The organism is Bergeyella cardium (assembly GCF_003614945.1).
GTDB lineage: Bacteria > Bacteroidota > Bacteroidia > Flavobacteriales > Weeksellaceae > Bergeyella_A > Bergeyella_A cardium.
This window is the reverse complement of the sequence record NZ_QYCZ01000001.1, coordinates 1,736,015-1,751,362: the sequence shown is the minus strand read 5'-3', so window position 1 is coordinate 1,751,362 and position 15,348 is coordinate 1,736,015. Positions and strand designations below refer to the sequence as shown.

Here is a 15,348-nt window from a genome sequence, read left to right as displayed (position 1 = left end):
AGTTGAATATACTATTAGAACAAAAGAAAATAAAAAAAATACTAAATATTAACATTAAAATAAAATCGTATGAAGCAAAAATTATTTTTTGCAATGTTGCTAACAGGAGTATTAGCAAGTGCACAAACAGATTATCAAGGGAAAGTAGGAATAAACACAGAGGAACCAAAGGCTACTTTGGATTTAAATCCTTCTAAAGAGAATGCTGCGGTAAAAGCCGATGCGAGTAATGAAGGCTTACTTATCCCAAGACTGAGCAAGGAAAGATTAGCAAAAGTAGCTCCAGCCAATCTGCAAGAATCTACGCTGGTTTATGTAAATGATGTAAGCTATACAGGAGCTGAAACCACAGTGAAAAATGTAAAAAACAAAGGTTTCTATTTTTATAATGGTACGGAATGGACAGCCGTAATAGGAGCAGGAGCATCATCTGTAAAAACCCTTTATACAGACGATGGTGAAATCTCAACAGACAGAACGGTAACGATAAAAAATGCTGGAAGCCTTGTGTTTAAACGAGAGGCAGGGAATAATAATGAAGCAGTAGATGTTCAGGGAATGCTGAAAGTAACATCTATTGATATGAATTCGGATAGGAGATTAAAGAGGGAGATACAGCCCATAACCCAGCCAAATAGCTTAGCTGCGCTTCGCCCTGTGTCTTATTACTGGAATGTAGAGGGAGAGAAAAGAGGAGGAAATAAAGATTTGCAGTACGGCTTTATTGCACAGGAAATAGAGCAGGTATATCCACACTTAGTAAATACAAGCTCCGATGGTTATAAATCTGTAAACTACATACAGGTAATACCATTACTTGTAAAAGAGTTGCAAGAATCACAAGCAAAACTAAAGGACTTAGAAGGGAGATTAGAGAAACTGGAAGGGAAAGGCTCAAAGGCAAACAAAAGCAAAAAGTAGTAAGATATGAAGAAGAGATTATATATACTACTGGGCTTATTGGTCAGTGGGCTACAGTATTTAACCTTTGCCCAGTCTACACCACAGCAATCTATAACTTGTAAGTTCGGTTCTCCACAAATCACTTTAAAAGCAGGTCAATTAAAGGTAGCGACTTGGGGAGGAACATACCTTTTTGGCTGTATTCCTAATCAATTGGATCCTAGCAGTACAAATGGGCAATATGTAGCTTTAGATGAACATGCGCAGAATGTAGCCGAAGCTCCTACTGAGAATGGAAAAATAAAATATACTCCTACCCATGGAAGTGTAATTCGTTTGGAAGATCAAAATAGACCTCTTAGGAATAGAAATTTTACTCCTGTAGGTTTTCCAAATAATCCCCATTCTCATAAGGTAGGGAAGATTATCTATTACTTAAATCACTATTGGGAAGGAGTAGAAGGAAATAAATGGCATTTATTGGATAATGCAATCATATTTGAGGTGTATCCCGAAGTTCTTACATTAGATTATAACGCAGGAAGTACTACTATTAATGTTTATTCAAATGGATCTTGGACAAGTAGCGGATTGAGTATAGCGGGAGAATCATTAACTCCAAGTTCATCAAGTGTAAATGGTCATACACCCGTTACTTATAATTATCCTGAAAATAATACAGATAGAATTTCAAATAGAACTATCTATTTTAAAAGAGAAAATTTAAATTTAACAAGAACTGTAAAGGTAGTACAGAACTATAAACCAAAATATTTATACTCAAATATTTTGGATGTATATGGTAAGGAGCTGAATGGGGATGTGCCAGCAGTCTATAAAAGTAAAGTAAATCCTGGTCCAGAGCGTTTTTTTGCTTGGGTAACTTCACCTACCAAATTTAGAATGAGGATTAAGTATAATGGAGGACCTATAGGAAGCTATACCCATCCTGACCCTGTACTTGGAGATTATGATTATGAATATGATGGGAAAGGGGATATAATAGCCTACGAATATCAGCTAAAAGAAAACCTTACCAATGCAGATCGAAAAATTGATTTAGAGATTTCTTTTCAAAAAGCAAATGGGGACTGGGAGCCTTGGGAAGATGTAGGCTTAAAGAACTCTAATAATACAGCCGTAACCCAATCTCACCTGCAGCACAAGGCAAGAAGAAGATGGAGTAAAAAATATATAGGGGCTACCGAAGATGCAAAGGATGTCTCTTATGTATATCAACGACTGGATCACTATAAGAGTCTTCCTTCATCTTATTATAAAGAACAAGCAGGAACTTGGACGACAGGCTTAAAGAATGATAATCCTTTGGTTACAGGATATACGGAAGCAGGTGTAGGCAGTGGCTGGAAAGTTCCAGATGAGGAAGATCTGAAAGATCTAAAAATAGCAGGGTTTATCCCGAACAGGCCGTTTCTCTATACATATAACAGTCCTACTCGTATACCAGCAGCAGATACTAAGTATAATAATTGGGCAATTAATAGTTCTAATACTGTACTCTTAGATTCAGAAGTATTTTCTAAACAAAAATATGGTTATGGTAATGCTTTTTATCTGTATGATAAAACAGGTTCTATGGTATGGTTTCCTATAAATGGAAGAATAGAATATTATCGTCAGAGCTTTTTCAATCTTACAGAATATAGTATAGATCACAAAATAAATCTATTAGGAACTCATATATCAAATAGTTCTTCTACGACGGAAACGACACATTATGATAGATATGCAGATTATGTAACATGTCGTAGAACTGATCAAAGTGAAGCTCAGCACTATTTAAAGTATTCCGTTGATACGAGAAATTTGGGAAATAAATTTAAATTGGGTATTATTTCTACTCAAAATGGAGTAGATATAGACGACCAATATATATCAAGTTATAGTCTTACCGAAAGCTATGGAAAGAGTAGAGAATGTACTGTTACTTCTTCTTGTTACAATAATGGTCCTGTTTTTGGTCCTGCGCCTCCGGCAATTCAATGTGGGAGTTGGAAGGATTTTTATGATTATTATTCTTTTACTAAGAATTATCAATATACCTACCGCCTCACCCACGATTAATAGAGGTGTAAGGTATCAAAAAGAATATAGAACCCCTCGTACTTATGTACAGTGTGTTTTTATAGTTGTTAGTATTTTGTTATGTTTAGCTCCCCAATTGGGGAGCTAATTTTTTGAGAAAATTGAAGTTTGTTTTTTTATAGACAGATTTTCGTATAGTAGGAGTAAAATTTCCAATCATCGGTGTGGTGGGAATATTTTTCTTCTTTTTTTATAGAATTAGGGTTATAAAAATAGCAGATAGCAATTGGCTTCTGGTAGCTGGCTTTTGGCAATTGGCGGTGTGCGGTTAGTTTGTGGTAAGTGTCTGCTGTACTAAGAGCCTCATCTGCAAGGTGTGCAAGGTGTAGCTAAAAGCTAATAGCCAGAAGCCAGCCACTTCTTAAAGCCAATAGCCAGAAGCTAACAGCCAAAAGCTAACTGTGGCTTCTTGGGTGGAAGTTGAGGATGGTTGCGTGGAGCTCTTCGGTTTGGAGGTGGGTATAGATTTCGGTTGTGGTAATGCTAGAATGCCCTAGCATTTCTTGGATAAAACGGAGGTCGGCACCGTTTTGCAAAAGGTGGGTAGCAAAGGAATGCCGAAAGGTGTGCGGGGAGATTTTCTTTTGGATGTTGGCAAGCAGGGCATATTGTTTTATAAAGGTGAAAATCATCACTCGGGTGAGGGGTTTGCCCGTTCTTTCGCTCAGGAAGAGGTAGTCGGAGCAGTGGGGTGCTATTTTTATGCTTGCTCGTATGCCGTTGATGTAGTCTTTTATCAGTTGCAGGGTATAGTCGGCTATGGGTACGAGGCGCACCTTATTGCCTTTGCCATTTACTTTTATAAAGTTTTCTTTGAAATTGATATCGGAGATTTTGAGGCTTATCATCTCCGAAACCCTTAGCCCGCACCCGTACAAGACCTCTATGATGCAGTAGTTTCGCTTGCCGAGGCTTGTGGAGGTGTCTATGGCGCTGAGCAGCTGGTCTATTTCCTCTTGTGAGAGGCTGTCGGGCAGGTAAATCCCTTGTTTGGGGGAGTCGAGCAGGGCAGAGGGGTTGTCTTCGCGGATTTCATCTTCTATCAGGTACTTAAAGTAGGCTTTTATGGAGGATACCCAGCGGGCTTGTGAGCGTTCTGACCAGTCCTGCTTAGAGAAATGGTAGAGGCATTCTTGCAATTGAGGATAGGAGAGCGTCTCGGGGGTAGAGTCTGGGAGGTAGTGCTCGGCGTAGGCTTGCAGTTTTTTAAGGTCTCTCTCGTAGGCGAGCAGGGTGTTTTGGCTTAAATTTCTTTCAAACTTTAAGTAGTGGGCAAAATCTGTTATGCTTTCCTGCCAAGTCATTATTCGGTGTGGTCTGAAATGATTTTCCAGCCGTGATTAAATTTCTGAAAGATGAGGGAGAATATCCCTTTTAGCTTTGTCTCTGCTCTCTGTATTTCCCATTTTCCTGTTACGAAGGCGTATTTCCTGCCGAGGGGTTTTACTTTAATGTTGGAAAAACTGAGGATGCCCATTGCTTCTTTTGTCGGATAGCCTTTTTGGTAGCTGGTGAGTGTGTTTTGCCAGCCGTAGCTCACCTTTCCTGCCCCGATGAACATTAGCGAATCGCTCTTGTGGTAGCCTTGCATATAGCCCTCTATGTCGGCACTGTTCCAGGATTCCTTTTGGGCATTTAGGACTTTTAGAATCTCCTTTTCCTGCCCGAAGCAGAAAGCGGTGAGGAGGATAAGGCTAAGCAATAGTATTTTTTTCATCGGGGTAAAGTTCTTGTTTTGAAATTCTCATCACCTCTATCCCTCCTCTTTTTAGCAGATTGATGCCCTCCATATCCTTGTATTCTTCTATATAGACTACCCGCGTGATGCCCGATTGCAAGATGAGTTTGCTGCACTCCTTGCACGGCGAAAGGGTGATGTAGAGCGTAGCCTCTTTTGCGGATTGGGTGGAGCTTGCGAGTTTTAGAATAGCGTTTGCCTCTGCGTGGAGTACATACCATTGGGTGTTCCCTTCGCTGTCTTCGCAGCAGTTTTCAAAGCCAGAAGGCGTACCATTAAACCCATCGGAAATAATGGTTCTGTCTTTTACGATAAGGGCACCCACTTGCCTCCTTTCGCAGTAGGAGAGTTTTGCCCATTCTAAAGCCATTTTCAGATAGGCTAAATCAAATTTATTATGCTTCATTTTTATTTTTTTTCTACCGTCGGTTAATTAACCGCTACTTATTTTTTTATTTCTGTCGGTTAAATAACCGAAACCTGCTTTTTTATTTCGGCGACCAATTCACAACTATTAATTGCTTATTTTTTTATTTCGGCAACCAATTCACAACTATTAATTGCTCATTTTTTTATTTTGGCGACCAATTCACAACTATTAATTGCTCGTTTTTTTATTTCGGCAGCCAATTCACAACTATTAATTGCTCATTTTTTTATTTTGGCGACCAATTCACAACTATAATCTATAATAAGTGCCTCGCTGGCGCCGGCGCTACTAAATAGTAATCGCCCTCTTAGTGGGTTTTAGGGTGGCTTCCGTTTGCAGAGCTCATTATACTGGCGTCTATATCTATTCCGAGACCGAGGGCTACCTTCATCCCCAGTTCTATATTTGCACGGAAGAAGTGGCAGAGTTGTCGGTTAATGATTTCCTCTCTTCTCTCTCCACTAATGCTCTTCATACTGCTTACGATGTTTTGAATGAGGATTTCCTTTTCATCTGTACTCAGAACTTTGGAGTAAAAAGTCCCCGCTTGGGTATAGTGGTCGCTATCGGTTTCATTCCTCTCAAAATGGAAGGGATTAATGCCATTGCTGTCTCCGTAAGAAGGCTCTTGTGTAAAAGGGTTTTTATTCACTTCGATCTGGTAGGCGCTGTTGCCCAGTCGGTACCTTTGAGCATCAAAATAGGTAGTGATACGCCCTTGCAGTACCCTGTCTGGCGAGAAGCTGATGCCTTCAACTACATTGCTCGGTGAGAATGCCGACTGCTCCACGCTGGTAAAATAATCTTCAGGTATTTGGTTGAGCTCTAGTACTCCCGCTTCTATTAGTGGGAACTCCTCCTGAGGCCATACTTTGGTAACATCAAATGGGTTCCATCGGAAGTCCATTGCCTGTTCATCGGTCATTACCTGTATGTAGAGCGTCCATTTAGGAAAGTTTTTGCTCTCAATAGCACGGATGAGGTCTTCTTGTGAGAAGTCCGGGTTTTGAGCTTTTATTTCTTCTGCTTCAGCATTACTGAAGTTCTTTATTCCCTGCTGAGTTTTCAGGTGAAATTTTACCCAAACCCTCTCATTATGCTGGTTAATTATAGAAAAAGTATGCCCCCCATAGCCATTCATATATCTGTAGCCATAAGGGATTCCTCGGCTGGACATCAGGATGAGAACTTGGTGCAGAGACTCTGGATTTTGAGACCAGAAATCCCACGCCAAAGCAGAGGATTTCAGATGGGTTTTAGGATTTTTTTTCTGCGAGCGAATCAGTGCAGGGAATTTTTTAGCATCCTTTATATAAAACACTGGCGAGCTACTGCCGACCAAATCCCAATTGCCCTGCTCAGTATAAAACTTTATTGAAAACCCTCTTATATCCCTTTCTATATCGCTACTGCCCGCCTCCCCAATCGTAGGAGAAAAGCGAGCAAAGACCTTACAGCTATTCCCCACCTTTGAGAAAATTTGAGCTTTGGTATACGGGCGAATATCTTGAGTAACGGTAAAAGTACCATAGGCTCCTGAACCTTTTGCATAGATGATTCTCTCGGGAATAATCTCTCTTACAAAGTGCGCCATCTTCTCATTAAGAGCAAAATCCTCAATAGAATGAGCGTTTAGAGGTTCAGAAGAGGTACTTTTATTATACATACTTTCAAAAGAGTCAATTGTTTTATCTCTTTTCATTTTTTAGACTTTAATTCCCACAAATTTAATGTAAAAAAAGGGATTGAATACAAAATCTTCTATATATTTGTGAGCTACAAAACTAAATAATATGAACATCCAACAGTTAGAATACCTTATAGCAGTAGATAAGTACAAACACTTTGGAAAGGCTGCACAAGCGTGTTTCATTACTCAACCTACCCTTAGTGCGATGATTCAGAAATTCGAGGAAGAGCTTGATGTAAAAATCTTTGACCGCACTTCTCATCCTATCAGAACTACGGATATGGGTGAGCAAATAATCAATCAGGCAAAGCAGGTAATAGATTCAGTAAATGAGCTGAAAAATAAAGCCATTCAGCTCAATAATGTTTTAGCAGGGAATCTGAATCTTGGGGTAATCCCTACCGTATCATCCTTTATTGTCCCGAATGAAGTTTTTGATTTCCTCAGAAATAATGAACGGATTACCTTTAATATTAAGGAAATGACTACTGAGAATATCATCAAGTCTCTTAAAAGTGGGGAACTGGATGCTGGGATTATTGCTACTCCATACGAAGCCGCTCGGGAATTCTACGGAGATGTTCTCTTTAATGAAGAGCTGATGCTCTATTCCTCCAATGATTTGGTAAGCGACAGGTTTGTAGCTCCTGAGGAAGTAGAAGCCGATAAAGTATGGCTACTGGAGGAGGGCAATTGCCTGCGTGTACAGTTTGAAAATATTTGTCACCTGAAAGAAAACGCTCTGAAACCAAAAAATTTGGAACTTTCTCCTTCTAATATTGGTACAGTAGTTCAGATGGTGGATAAGGTTGGGGGTATTTCCATTCTTCCAGAGCTTGCTGTAGAGCAGCTATCGGATAAGCAAAGGAAAAAAGTAAGCCGTTTCCGAAAGCCATTCCCTTATCGAGAGATGAGTATTATTTATTATAAACCCACTTATAAGCAGAAGATTATTGATGAGTTTGTGAAGTTTATTAGAGAATCTGTAGGCAATAAGCTCAATTATAATAAGATGCCACAGGATTATGTGAATATAGAACCACAATAGTAAAATATATTAAAAGATAGTTTTTGCTATTAAGAATATAGTGTTTAAATTTGCCAGAAATTTCTTGGAGGAAAAATTTGGCTGATTGCAACCTCAATAAAAAATGCTAAAACAGATTTTCTCTTTTAGCATTTTTTTATAGTGTATTTCTCCTTTTTTCTTCTTGTTTAAAAATAAAAAAATGTCGTATTTATTTACATCAGAGTCCGTTTCAGAAGGGCATCCTGATAAAATTGCAGATCAGATTTCAGATGCGTTGATAGACCATTTCTTGGCTTTTGATAAGAAGTCTAAGGTCGCTTGCGAAACCCTTGTTACCACAGGTCAGGTAGTGCTTGCAGGCGAGGTAAAGTCTCAGGCTTACCTCGATGTACAGACCATTGCAAGAGAGGTCATCAACCAGATTGGTTATACCAAAGGTGAGTATATGTTTAATGGTGATTCCTGTGGGGTAATCTCTGCTATCCACGAGCAGTCCCCTGATATAAACCAAGGGGTGGACAGGCTTACAGGAGATTCTTTTGAGGAAAGAGCCAATGCACAGGGAGCGGGCGACCAAGGGATGATGTTCGGTTATGCAACCAATGAAACCGAAAACTATATGCCTCTGGCATTAGATTTAGCCCATTCTATATTGAAGGAATTATCTGAGCTTAGGAAGTCGGGCACCATTCCATACCTACGCCCAGATGCTAAGTCTCAGGTTACGATTGAGTATTCCGATGACCATAAGCCTGTGCGGATAGATTCCATCGTTGTCTCTACTCAGCACGATGATTTTGCCAGCGATGAAGCGATGCTCGCAAAAATCCGAAAAGATATTCTGGAAATTCTCATTCCAAGAGTAAAAGAAAAGCAAAAACCAGAGATTCGAGACCTCTTTAATGAGCAGATTAAGTATCATATAAACCCTACTGGTAAGTTTGTTATCGGTGGTCCTCACGGAGATACAGGGCTTACAGGTAGGAAGATTATCGTAGATACCTATGGTGGTAAGGGGGCTCACGGTGGTGGTGCTTTCTCAGGGAAAGACCCTTCAAAAGTAGATAGAAGCGGTGCTTATGCTACTCGCCATATTGCTAAAAATTTAGTAGCTGCTGGGGTAGCAGATGAGGTTTTGGTTCAGGTTTCTTATGCTATTGGTGTAGCAGAGCCTTGCGGTTTATATATTAATACTTATGGTACTTCCAAAGTAGATTTAACTGATGGGCAGATTGCAGAGAAAGTAAAGGCTTTGTTTGATTTAAGACCTTACGCCATCGAGCAAAATCTTAAATTGAGAAATCCGATTTACCAAGAGACCGCTTCCTATGGTCATATGGGTAAGGATTATTATGTAGGCAGTAAGACTTTCCACAAGAATAATGGTGAGAAAGTTACGATAGATAACCTTGAATTTTTCACTTGGGAAAAACTCGATAGGGTGGAAGATATCAAGCGAGAATTCGGTTTATAAAATGAAATACATTAGGGAGTGGTGCTTCATCATTCCCTAATTTTAGAATTACAAACACACTTATGAAAAAGATATTTGCAATTATTGCCCTCGTTTTGGGTCTTCAGGTTTCTTTTGCTCAGCTGAGTCGGTATGAGTTTGCCAGTCTTGGCTATCAGTACCAGAATCAATCTTTTGTAGAGGTAGGAGGTAAGTTGGTTTTTTTTCACGGTAATGATGATCTGCTTTACCGCATTGGTGCTTCGGCTCTTTTGGGTTCTGTCAATTCTTCTTTCCGTGCTATTCCGAAGGTAAATGCAGATATTTTATTCAATTTTGAAAAAGATGTATATATTAATCATCCTTATTATTTCATTGGCTCTGCTGAATTTACTCCTAAATACATCGCTCCGAAATTTGGTATTAGCCTTATAGGAATTATAGATCTTACCGCAGGTTATGCTTTTTCTATTGATAAGGATGGGGTTAATGGCAAGGAATTACAAGGTTTTAATCTTAATTTTTCATTAAATATTCCTCTTTATCCTTTTTTTTCTTGTCCTTCTAGACAGTGATAGATATATTTGTCTTATTTAAGAATTTTATTTTCTTAAAAAGTATTAATTGTTTATAAAATATTATTAACTTTGTCGCCTAATTAAGATTAAAATCAAAGCTTATAGGAATAAATCTCTACTCAGTATTATTTAAATTTAATGTCTATACAGATAAAGATCCATAGGTCTTTATCAAGATTTAATGCGAAAAGTATGAGTGTAAAATGTGATAAGCTATTGATTACTGAGTATCAAAATGGCAATGAAGCAGCTCTCGCTTCTCTTATCAAAAAGTATGAATCTGAGCTTTTCTCTTTTATCTATTATAAGCTAATGGATGAAGAACTTGCTAATGATATCTTTCAGGATACTTTCGTTAAGATTATCATTACCCTAAAAGAAGGTCGTTATAATGACGAGGGCAAGTTTATCGTTTGGGCGAAAAGGATTGCTCATAATCTCATTATAGACCATTACAGGTTAAAGTCTAAAAACAAAAAAATCTCCGAGACTACTTTTGAGAATGAAGAATTCTCCATCTTTGATATTATCCGTGAGCCTTCTGATAATATAGAAGACCAGCTCGTTACTGCACAGATTTTTCAGGATCTTCATAAGATGCTCCACCTCCTTCCTGCCAATCAGCAGGAGGTCGTAAAACTCCGATTTTTTGATGGGCTTAGCTTTAAAGAAATCGCTGAACATACCGAGACCAGTATCAATACCACACTTGGCAGGGTGCGCTATGCTCTTATTAATCTTCGTAAGATAATGGACGAAAAAAATATTATACTCACTAGATAATATTTTAAAATCATCGGCGTTTTTATTATTGACTAAAAAATCATAAGCCGATGGGTAAAATTTATATTTTTAAGAAAGGAAATCTGAAAGCAAAAAAGCAAACCATTAAGTTCCTTTTGGATTTCTCTAAGAGCTTAGAAACTATAACAGTAGGAACTAAAAAGTTTAGTGTTGCTAAGAACTAATTTAGATTTGTTTTTTATGTAGGCACCTTAGAAATAAGGTGCTTTTTGTTTTAGAAATCTTTACTATAAGACTGGCTTGCTGCTCTGTAGCCTATATCATAGATTTCGTTTAGCGTTTCGGGTTTTCGTTCAAACATACCGTATCTGGAGAGTTCTTTTGAGGTGATAAACCAGTCGCAATGCTTGAATTTATACCGCTCTACTCGATAAGAGAGCAGGTCATACGAGCGGGAGACTACTGATTTTATTGTTTTCAGATCGTTGAGTTCTACATCTTGTAATGGTGAGACGAATACTCCAATCATCTTATTACAATCTCCCTTGATAATATCCGCGGGGAAGTTATTCAGAATCCCTCCATCGCTATACATTTCCTGCCCCACCACATACGGAGTAGAGACTCCAGGTACCGAGCAAGAGGCGATAATCGCATCTACCACTTGGAAATCATCATTAAAAATAATCTGCTTTCCACTTACGAGCTCCGTTGCTACTATTCGCACTTCCTTTTGCAGTTCGCCAATTTTCATATCTCCAAAAATAGGTTTCAGATAAGTTCTGAATATTTTTGAGGAAATCAATCCAGGTTGATTAAAAGCAAAATGCTTCCAATTGAAAAAGTAAATGGATTTAAAAAATTCTACAATCTCATCAGGGCTTTTCCCAATGGCATAAAGACTTCCCACGATAGACCCTGCACTGCAACAAGCGAGTATTTCGGGTGTTATTTCTTTTTCTTTTAAGAATTGAAGTACTCCCGCGTGTGCTACGCCTTTCGTTCCTCCTCCCGAGAGTACCAGACCTGTTTTTTCAGGCTTTTTTACCTTTAATTCTTTTTTTGTCATCAGTTGTTGTTTTCAGTTTGGAGGCTTTCTCAGTCTTCGCACTGTAAAAGTATCAAAATCTACTAATCTATCTGCAAGTATTTATAAAATTTAACGTTTCTTATACTCTGGCACCAATAGTGTAGGCAGTAGAATGGAGCTTTATTTAGGTAAGAGTGAGAAAAACGCACCTAACTTTTTAGAAAATTAAGCTCTGTTTTTTTAGGAAGACAGTCAGCCTCTAAAAAAACTCAGTCAGTTTTTTGAAAAACGGAGTCAGTCTTTTGAAAAACGCAGTCAGTTTTTTTGCTTTCTCTATGGTTTTGAATATCAATAACTTATAAGGGGGGGGGATTAAATAGCTTATAGCGGTTAGTTTATAGTAAGTGTGCCACCTGTAAAGTGCTCCCCACGCTAGTGGGTTTCAATGTTTAGGGAGAATGTATTGCTGAGTATAATTTTACCTTCGGTTTTGTTTTCTGGGGCTTCTGTAAAGCCTTTTAGCTTTGTAGTTTTTCCTTTTTCTATGAGGGTGAGGAGTTGTTTATCGGTAAGTTTCTTGCCAAAGATAATGAAGGGGATTTTAAATCCACAGTTCTTAAAATCGGAGCATCCGTAGGCAGTTTTCCCTTTTATGATTTTATGGGTTTCGCATTTTGGGCAGAGGATTTCATCTATATTTTTAGTCTTTTTAGGTTCTTTTTTAGTCTTTTCATCACTCTTTTCTTGGAAAGAGACTGCTTTCCCTTTGCTGTAAATCACTTTTTGAGTGAGGGCAGTAACCATCTCTATCAGTTCGTCTTTAAATGCACTTGCGGGGTAGTCTCCTCGTTCTATTTTTCTTAGTTTAAATTCCCATTCGCCTGTCAGTTCGGGGCTTTTGAGGAGTTCATCATCAATGGTATCTATTAAATCAATCCCCGTAGCGGTTGCGATGAGGTTTTTCTTTCGCTTCTCTATATATTTTCTCTTAAAAAGTGTTTCTATAATATTTGCTCTTGTCGATGGCCGACCGATTCCGTTATTTTTAAGCATTTCACGAAGTTCTTCATCTTCTACTTGCTTTCCTGCGGTTTCCATCGCTCTTAAAAGGCTGGCTTCGGTATAGAATTTAGGCGGCGTAGTCTTTCCTTTATGGATGTATGGCTGATGCTCGCCCTTTTCCCCAATCGTAAATTCAGGAATCTCCTGCTCTTCATCTTTTTTGGACTTCTCTTTCTTTTCGTGGGCATAGACTTCTTTCCATCCAGGCTTGAGGGTCTGCTTTCCACTTGCCTTAAAGGGAATAGAGCCCACCTTACCCTCTACCAGAGTATTGGAAATCTTGCATTCCGGATAAAATACCGCGATGAATCTCCTTGCTACAAGGTCATAAATCATCTTTTCTTCTTTTGGTAATGACGAGCTGGGCGCTATTTCGGTTGGGATAATGGCGTGGTGGTCGGTAACTTTTGTATCGTCGAAGACCGCCTTTGTTTTTGGGATGGGTTGGATGAGTAGGGGGGCAGTAAGCTCTGAATAGAAGTGCATACTCCTGAGGATTCCCTCAATTTTAGGGTGCAGGCTCTCGGAGAGATAGGTGGTGTCTACCCTTGGGTAGGTGGTGTGCTTTTTCTCGTATAAAGATTGGATGTAATTCAGCGTTTGCTCGGCAGAAAAGCCATATTTCTTATTTGCTTCTACTTGTAGAGCGGTGAGGTCAAAGAGGCGTGGGTTCTTTTCTTTCCCTTCCTTTATCTCAAAATTGATGATTTCAAAAGGGTGGAGTTTTAGGTAATCAAGTCCTTTCTCTGCTCTTTCCTCTGTTTTCAGTCGGTCGATATCAGCATTGAAGATAACCTCTCTATACTTGGTTTTGAGCTCCCAGTATTCCTCTGTTTTAAAGCTGTTGATTTCCTTTTGCCGCTGTACAATCATTGCGAGTGTTGGCGTTTGCACTCGCCCAATAGAGAGTACAGCTTTATTCCCGCCGAATTTCTTTGTGTATAGTCTCGTTGCATTGATACCGAGAAGCCAGTCTCCAATTGCTCTTGCATTGCCTGCCAGATAGAGATTCTGATAATCTTTCTCGGGCTTGAGGTTTTCAAACCCCTCCTTTATGGCGTCTTCCGTCAATGATGAAATCCAAAGCCGCTTTACAGGCTTGCTACATTTTGCCTTTTGGAGTACCCATCGCTGGATGAGCTCTCCTTCCTGCCCTGCATCACCACAGTTGATAACTTCTTCGCAGTCCTGCACCAGCTTTTCAATAATTTTGAACTGATTTTCCACGCCCTTATTGTCAATGAGTTTAATTCCAAAGCTCTTGGGAATAATCGGCAGACTGAAAAGGTTCCAAGCTTTCAGGTCAGGAGAATAATCGTGTGGTTCTTTAAGCGTACACAGATGCCCGAAAGTCCAAGTTACCCAATACCCATTCCCTTCCATAAAACCATTTTTGGAAGTTGTAGCACCTAGAACCTTTGCTATATCTCTTGCTACACTGGGCTTTTCGGCTATGCATAGTTTCACAGTTCTTCAATTTTGAGGAAGGCAAAAATACAAAATAAACCTGCGAAAACTTTTTATTGCTTTCAGGAAGGTGTTTTTCTTATTATATATTAAGGAGTTTTTTTTATTAAAACTTAAAAAATAATCATTGTAAGGAGAATTAATTTCCTTTCTTTTAAAATTTTTCATAGTTATAATCAGTTGTTTATATGGGGGGTGTGGGAAAGTATTTGTTAGATAAGGGTGATTGTTCTTATTTTTGCGGTCCCATTGAGGGGGGAGCAGGAGTGATATTTGATATAAGGCAGGTTTTATATACTACATAGGTGGTATTTTGGGGGCGATTTTTAGGGCTTTGGAAAAAAGTTTTAAAAAAAGTTTTGAAAAAATTTGCTAGTAAATAAAAAAGTATTATTTTTGCACTCGCAAATCTGGAACGGGATATAGTTTTTGGGATTTGTAAGGAATAGAGATCATTGATAGAAAACAGATACAACCAAGTAAGGAAAAACTAGAGCGTACATACGAATAGTATGAGAACTTTGAGTGAGTCCAGGTTAAAAAACTTTACAATGGAGAGTTTGATCCTGGCTCAGGATGAACGCTAGCGGGAGGCCTAACACATGCAAGCCGAGCGGGAGTTGTTTATTAGCTTGCTAATGAATAATGAGAGCGGCGTACGGGTGCGTAACACGTGTGCAACCTGCCTTTATCTGGGGGATAGCCTTCCGAAAGGGAGATTAATACCGCATAATATATTTCTGGGCATCTGGGGATATTGAAAGCTTTGGCGGATAGAGATGGGCACGCGCAAGATTAGCTAGTTGGTAAGGTAACGGCTTACCAAGGCGATGATCTTTAGGGGGCCTGAGAGGGTGATCCCCCACACTGGGACTGAGACACGGCCCAGACTCCTACGGGAGGCAGCAGTGAGGAATATTGGACAATGGGTGGAAGCCTGATCCAGCCATCCCGCGTGAAGGACGACGGTTCTATGGATTGTAAACTTCTTTTATATAGGGATAAACCTACTCTCGTGAGGGTAGCTGAAGGTACTATATGAATAAGCACCGGCTAACTCCCAGGAGGTCAAGGGTTCGACTCCCTTATTCTCCACAGGAGCTCAGGGATTAAGAAT

13 protein-coding genes and 1 other annotated feature are annotated in these 15,348 nt (G+C 39.2%); of the genes, 7 read left to right on the top strand and 6 right to left on the bottom strand.

From position 1 onward, the window contains the following. The first annotated feature begins 69 nt into the window (after nucleotides 1-69). Together D8991_RS07920 and D8991_RS07915 are read left to right on the top strand one after the other, a co-directional pair. The gene (locus tag D8991_RS07920) at nucleotides 70-921 is read left to right on the top strand and encodes a tail fiber domain-containing protein (protein WP_120488473.1); all 852 of its coding nucleotides are present in this window, start codon (nucleotides 70-72) and stop codon (nucleotides 919-921) included. 6 nt (nucleotides 922-927) lie between these two features. Beyond that, the gene (locus D8991_RS07915; RefSeq protein WP_162926756.1) at nucleotides 928-2,988 is read left to right on the top strand and encodes a BACON domain-containing protein; all 2,061 of its coding nucleotides are present in this window, start codon (nucleotides 928-930) and stop codon (nucleotides 2,986-2,988) included. A gap of 416 nt (nucleotides 2,989-3,404) precedes the next feature. Here the strand turns inward: D8991_RS07915 and xerD are convergent, their stop codons facing one another. The 4 genes from xerD to D8991_RS07895 form a co-directional block, all read right to left on the bottom strand. Next, a complete protein-coding gene (gene xerD / locus D8991_RS07910; RefSeq protein ID WP_120489585.1) occupies nucleotides 3,405-4,313 on the bottom strand; it encodes a site-specific tyrosine recombinase XerD in 909 nt (302 codons plus the stop codon). After that, entirely contained in the window at nucleotides 4,313-4,726 is a 414-nt protein-coding gene (locus tag D8991_RS07905) for a YybH family protein (protein ID WP_120489584.1), read from the bottom strand. Before D8991_RS07905 ends, xerD begins: the two co-directional genes overlap by 1 nt. Next, nucleotides 4,704-5,153, bottom strand: a complete 450-nt coding sequence (locus D8991_RS07900; RefSeq protein WP_120489583.1) for a deoxycytidylate deaminase — start codon at nucleotides 5,151-5,153, stop codon at nucleotides 4,704-4,706. Before D8991_RS07900 ends, D8991_RS07905 begins: the two co-directional genes overlap by 23 nt. Before the next feature lie 331 nt (nucleotides 5,154-5,484). Beyond that, a complete protein-coding gene (locus D8991_RS07895; protein WP_120489582.1) occupies nucleotides 5,485-6,879 on the bottom strand; it encodes a catalase in 1,395 nt (464 codons plus the stop codon). Between the two features lie 91 nt (nucleotides 6,880-6,970). Here D8991_RS07895 and D8991_RS07890 point away from each other — a divergent pair, with 91 nt between their 5' ends. The 5 genes from D8991_RS07890 (at nucleotide 6,971) to D8991_RS09120 (ending at nucleotide 10,896) form a co-directional block, all read left to right on the top strand. After that, a complete protein-coding gene (locus tag D8991_RS07890) occupies nucleotides 6,971-7,915 on the top strand; it encodes a hydrogen peroxide-inducible genes activator (protein WP_120489581.1) in 945 nt (314 codons plus the stop codon). 181 nt (nucleotides 7,916-8,096) lie between these two features. Beyond that, on the top strand, nucleotides 8,097-9,371 hold the full coding sequence (gene metK / locus D8991_RS07885) for a methionine adenosyltransferase (protein WP_120489580.1): 1,275 nt from the start codon (nucleotides 8,097-8,099) through the stop codon (nucleotides 9,369-9,371). A 62-nt stretch (nucleotides 9,372-9,433) separates the two neighbouring features. Next, nucleotides 9,434-9,925, top strand: a complete 492-nt coding sequence (locus tag D8991_RS07880; protein ID WP_120489579.1) for a hypothetical protein — start codon at nucleotides 9,434-9,436, stop codon at nucleotides 9,923-9,925. 195 nt (nucleotides 9,926-10,120) lie between these two features. After that, nucleotides 10,121-10,711, top strand: coding sequence for an RNA polymerase sigma factor (locus tag D8991_RS07875; protein ID WP_120489578.1), 591 nt, complete (start codon nucleotides 10,121-10,123; stop codon nucleotides 10,709-10,711). A gap of 50 nt (nucleotides 10,712-10,761) precedes the next feature. Then, nucleotides 10,762-10,896: a hypothetical protein gene (locus D8991_RS09120; RefSeq protein WP_260392787.1), complete on the top strand. Its 135-nt coding sequence runs from the start codon at nucleotides 10,762-10,764 to the stop codon at nucleotides 10,894-10,896. 50 nt (nucleotides 10,897-10,946) lie between these two features. Here D8991_RS09120 and D8991_RS07870 read toward each other — a convergent pair whose 3' ends face one another. Both D8991_RS07870 and D8991_RS07865 read right to left on the bottom strand, forming a co-directional pair. Beyond that, the gene (locus D8991_RS07870) at nucleotides 10,947-11,741 is read right to left on the bottom strand and encodes a patatin-like phospholipase family protein (protein WP_120489577.1); all 795 of its coding nucleotides are present in this window, start codon (nucleotides 11,739-11,741) and stop codon (nucleotides 10,947-10,949) included. A gap of 393 nt (nucleotides 11,742-12,134) precedes the next feature. Then, nucleotides 12,135-14,231 carry a type IA DNA topoisomerase gene (locus tag D8991_RS07865; RefSeq protein WP_120489576.1) on the bottom strand — a complete coding sequence of 699 codons (2,097 nt, stop codon included), beginning with the start codon at nucleotides 14,229-14,231 and terminating at the stop codon, nucleotides 12,135-12,137. Between the two features lie 556 nt (nucleotides 14,232-14,787). Beyond that, nucleotides 14,788-15,322 (top strand) — a sequence feature (16S ribosomal RNA rRNA prediction is too short). Nucleotides 15,323-15,348: the final 26 nt, after the last annotated feature.

Coding starts and splice junctions, on each gene's coding strand:
- D8991_RS07920 (WP_120488473.1), top strand. CDS start 70: ATGAAGCAAAAATTATTTTTTGCAATGTTGCTAACAGGAGTATTAGCA.
- D8991_RS07915 (WP_162926756.1), top strand. CDS start 928: ATGAAGAAGAGATTATATATACTACTGGGCTTATTGGTCAGTGGGCTA.
- xerD (WP_120489585.1), bottom strand. CDS start 4,313: ATGACTTGGCAGGAAAGCATAACAGATTTTGCCCACTACTTAAAGTTT.
- D8991_RS07905 (WP_120489584.1), bottom strand. CDS start 4,726: ATGAAAAAAATACTATTGCTTAGCCTTATCCTCCTCACCGCTTTCTGC.
- D8991_RS07900 (WP_120489583.1), bottom strand. CDS start 5,153: ATGAAGCATAATAAATTTGATTTAGCCTATCTGAAAATGGCTTTAGAA.
- D8991_RS07895 (WP_120489582.1), bottom strand. CDS start 6,879: ATGAAAAGAGATAAAACAATTGACTCTTTTGAAAGTATGTATAATAAA.
- D8991_RS07890 (WP_120489581.1), top strand. CDS start 6,971: ATGAACATCCAACAGTTAGAATACCTTATAGCAGTAGATAAGTACAAA.
- metK (WP_120489580.1), top strand. CDS start 8,097: ATGTCGTATTTATTTACATCAGAGTCCGTTTCAGAAGGGCATCCTGAT.
- D8991_RS07880 (WP_120489579.1), top strand. CDS start 9,434: ATGAAAAAGATATTTGCAATTATTGCCCTCGTTTTGGGTCTTCAGGTT.
- D8991_RS07875 (WP_120489578.1), top strand. CDS start 10,121: ATGAGTGTAAAATGTGATAAGCTATTGATTACTGAGTATCAAAATGGC.
- D8991_RS09120 (WP_260392787.1), top strand. CDS start 10,762: ATGGGTAAAATTTATATTTTTAAGAAAGGAAATCTGAAAGCAAAAAAG.
- D8991_RS07870 (WP_120489577.1), bottom strand. CDS start 11,741: ATGACAAAAAAAGAATTAAAGGTAAAAAAGCCTGAAAAAACAGGTCTG.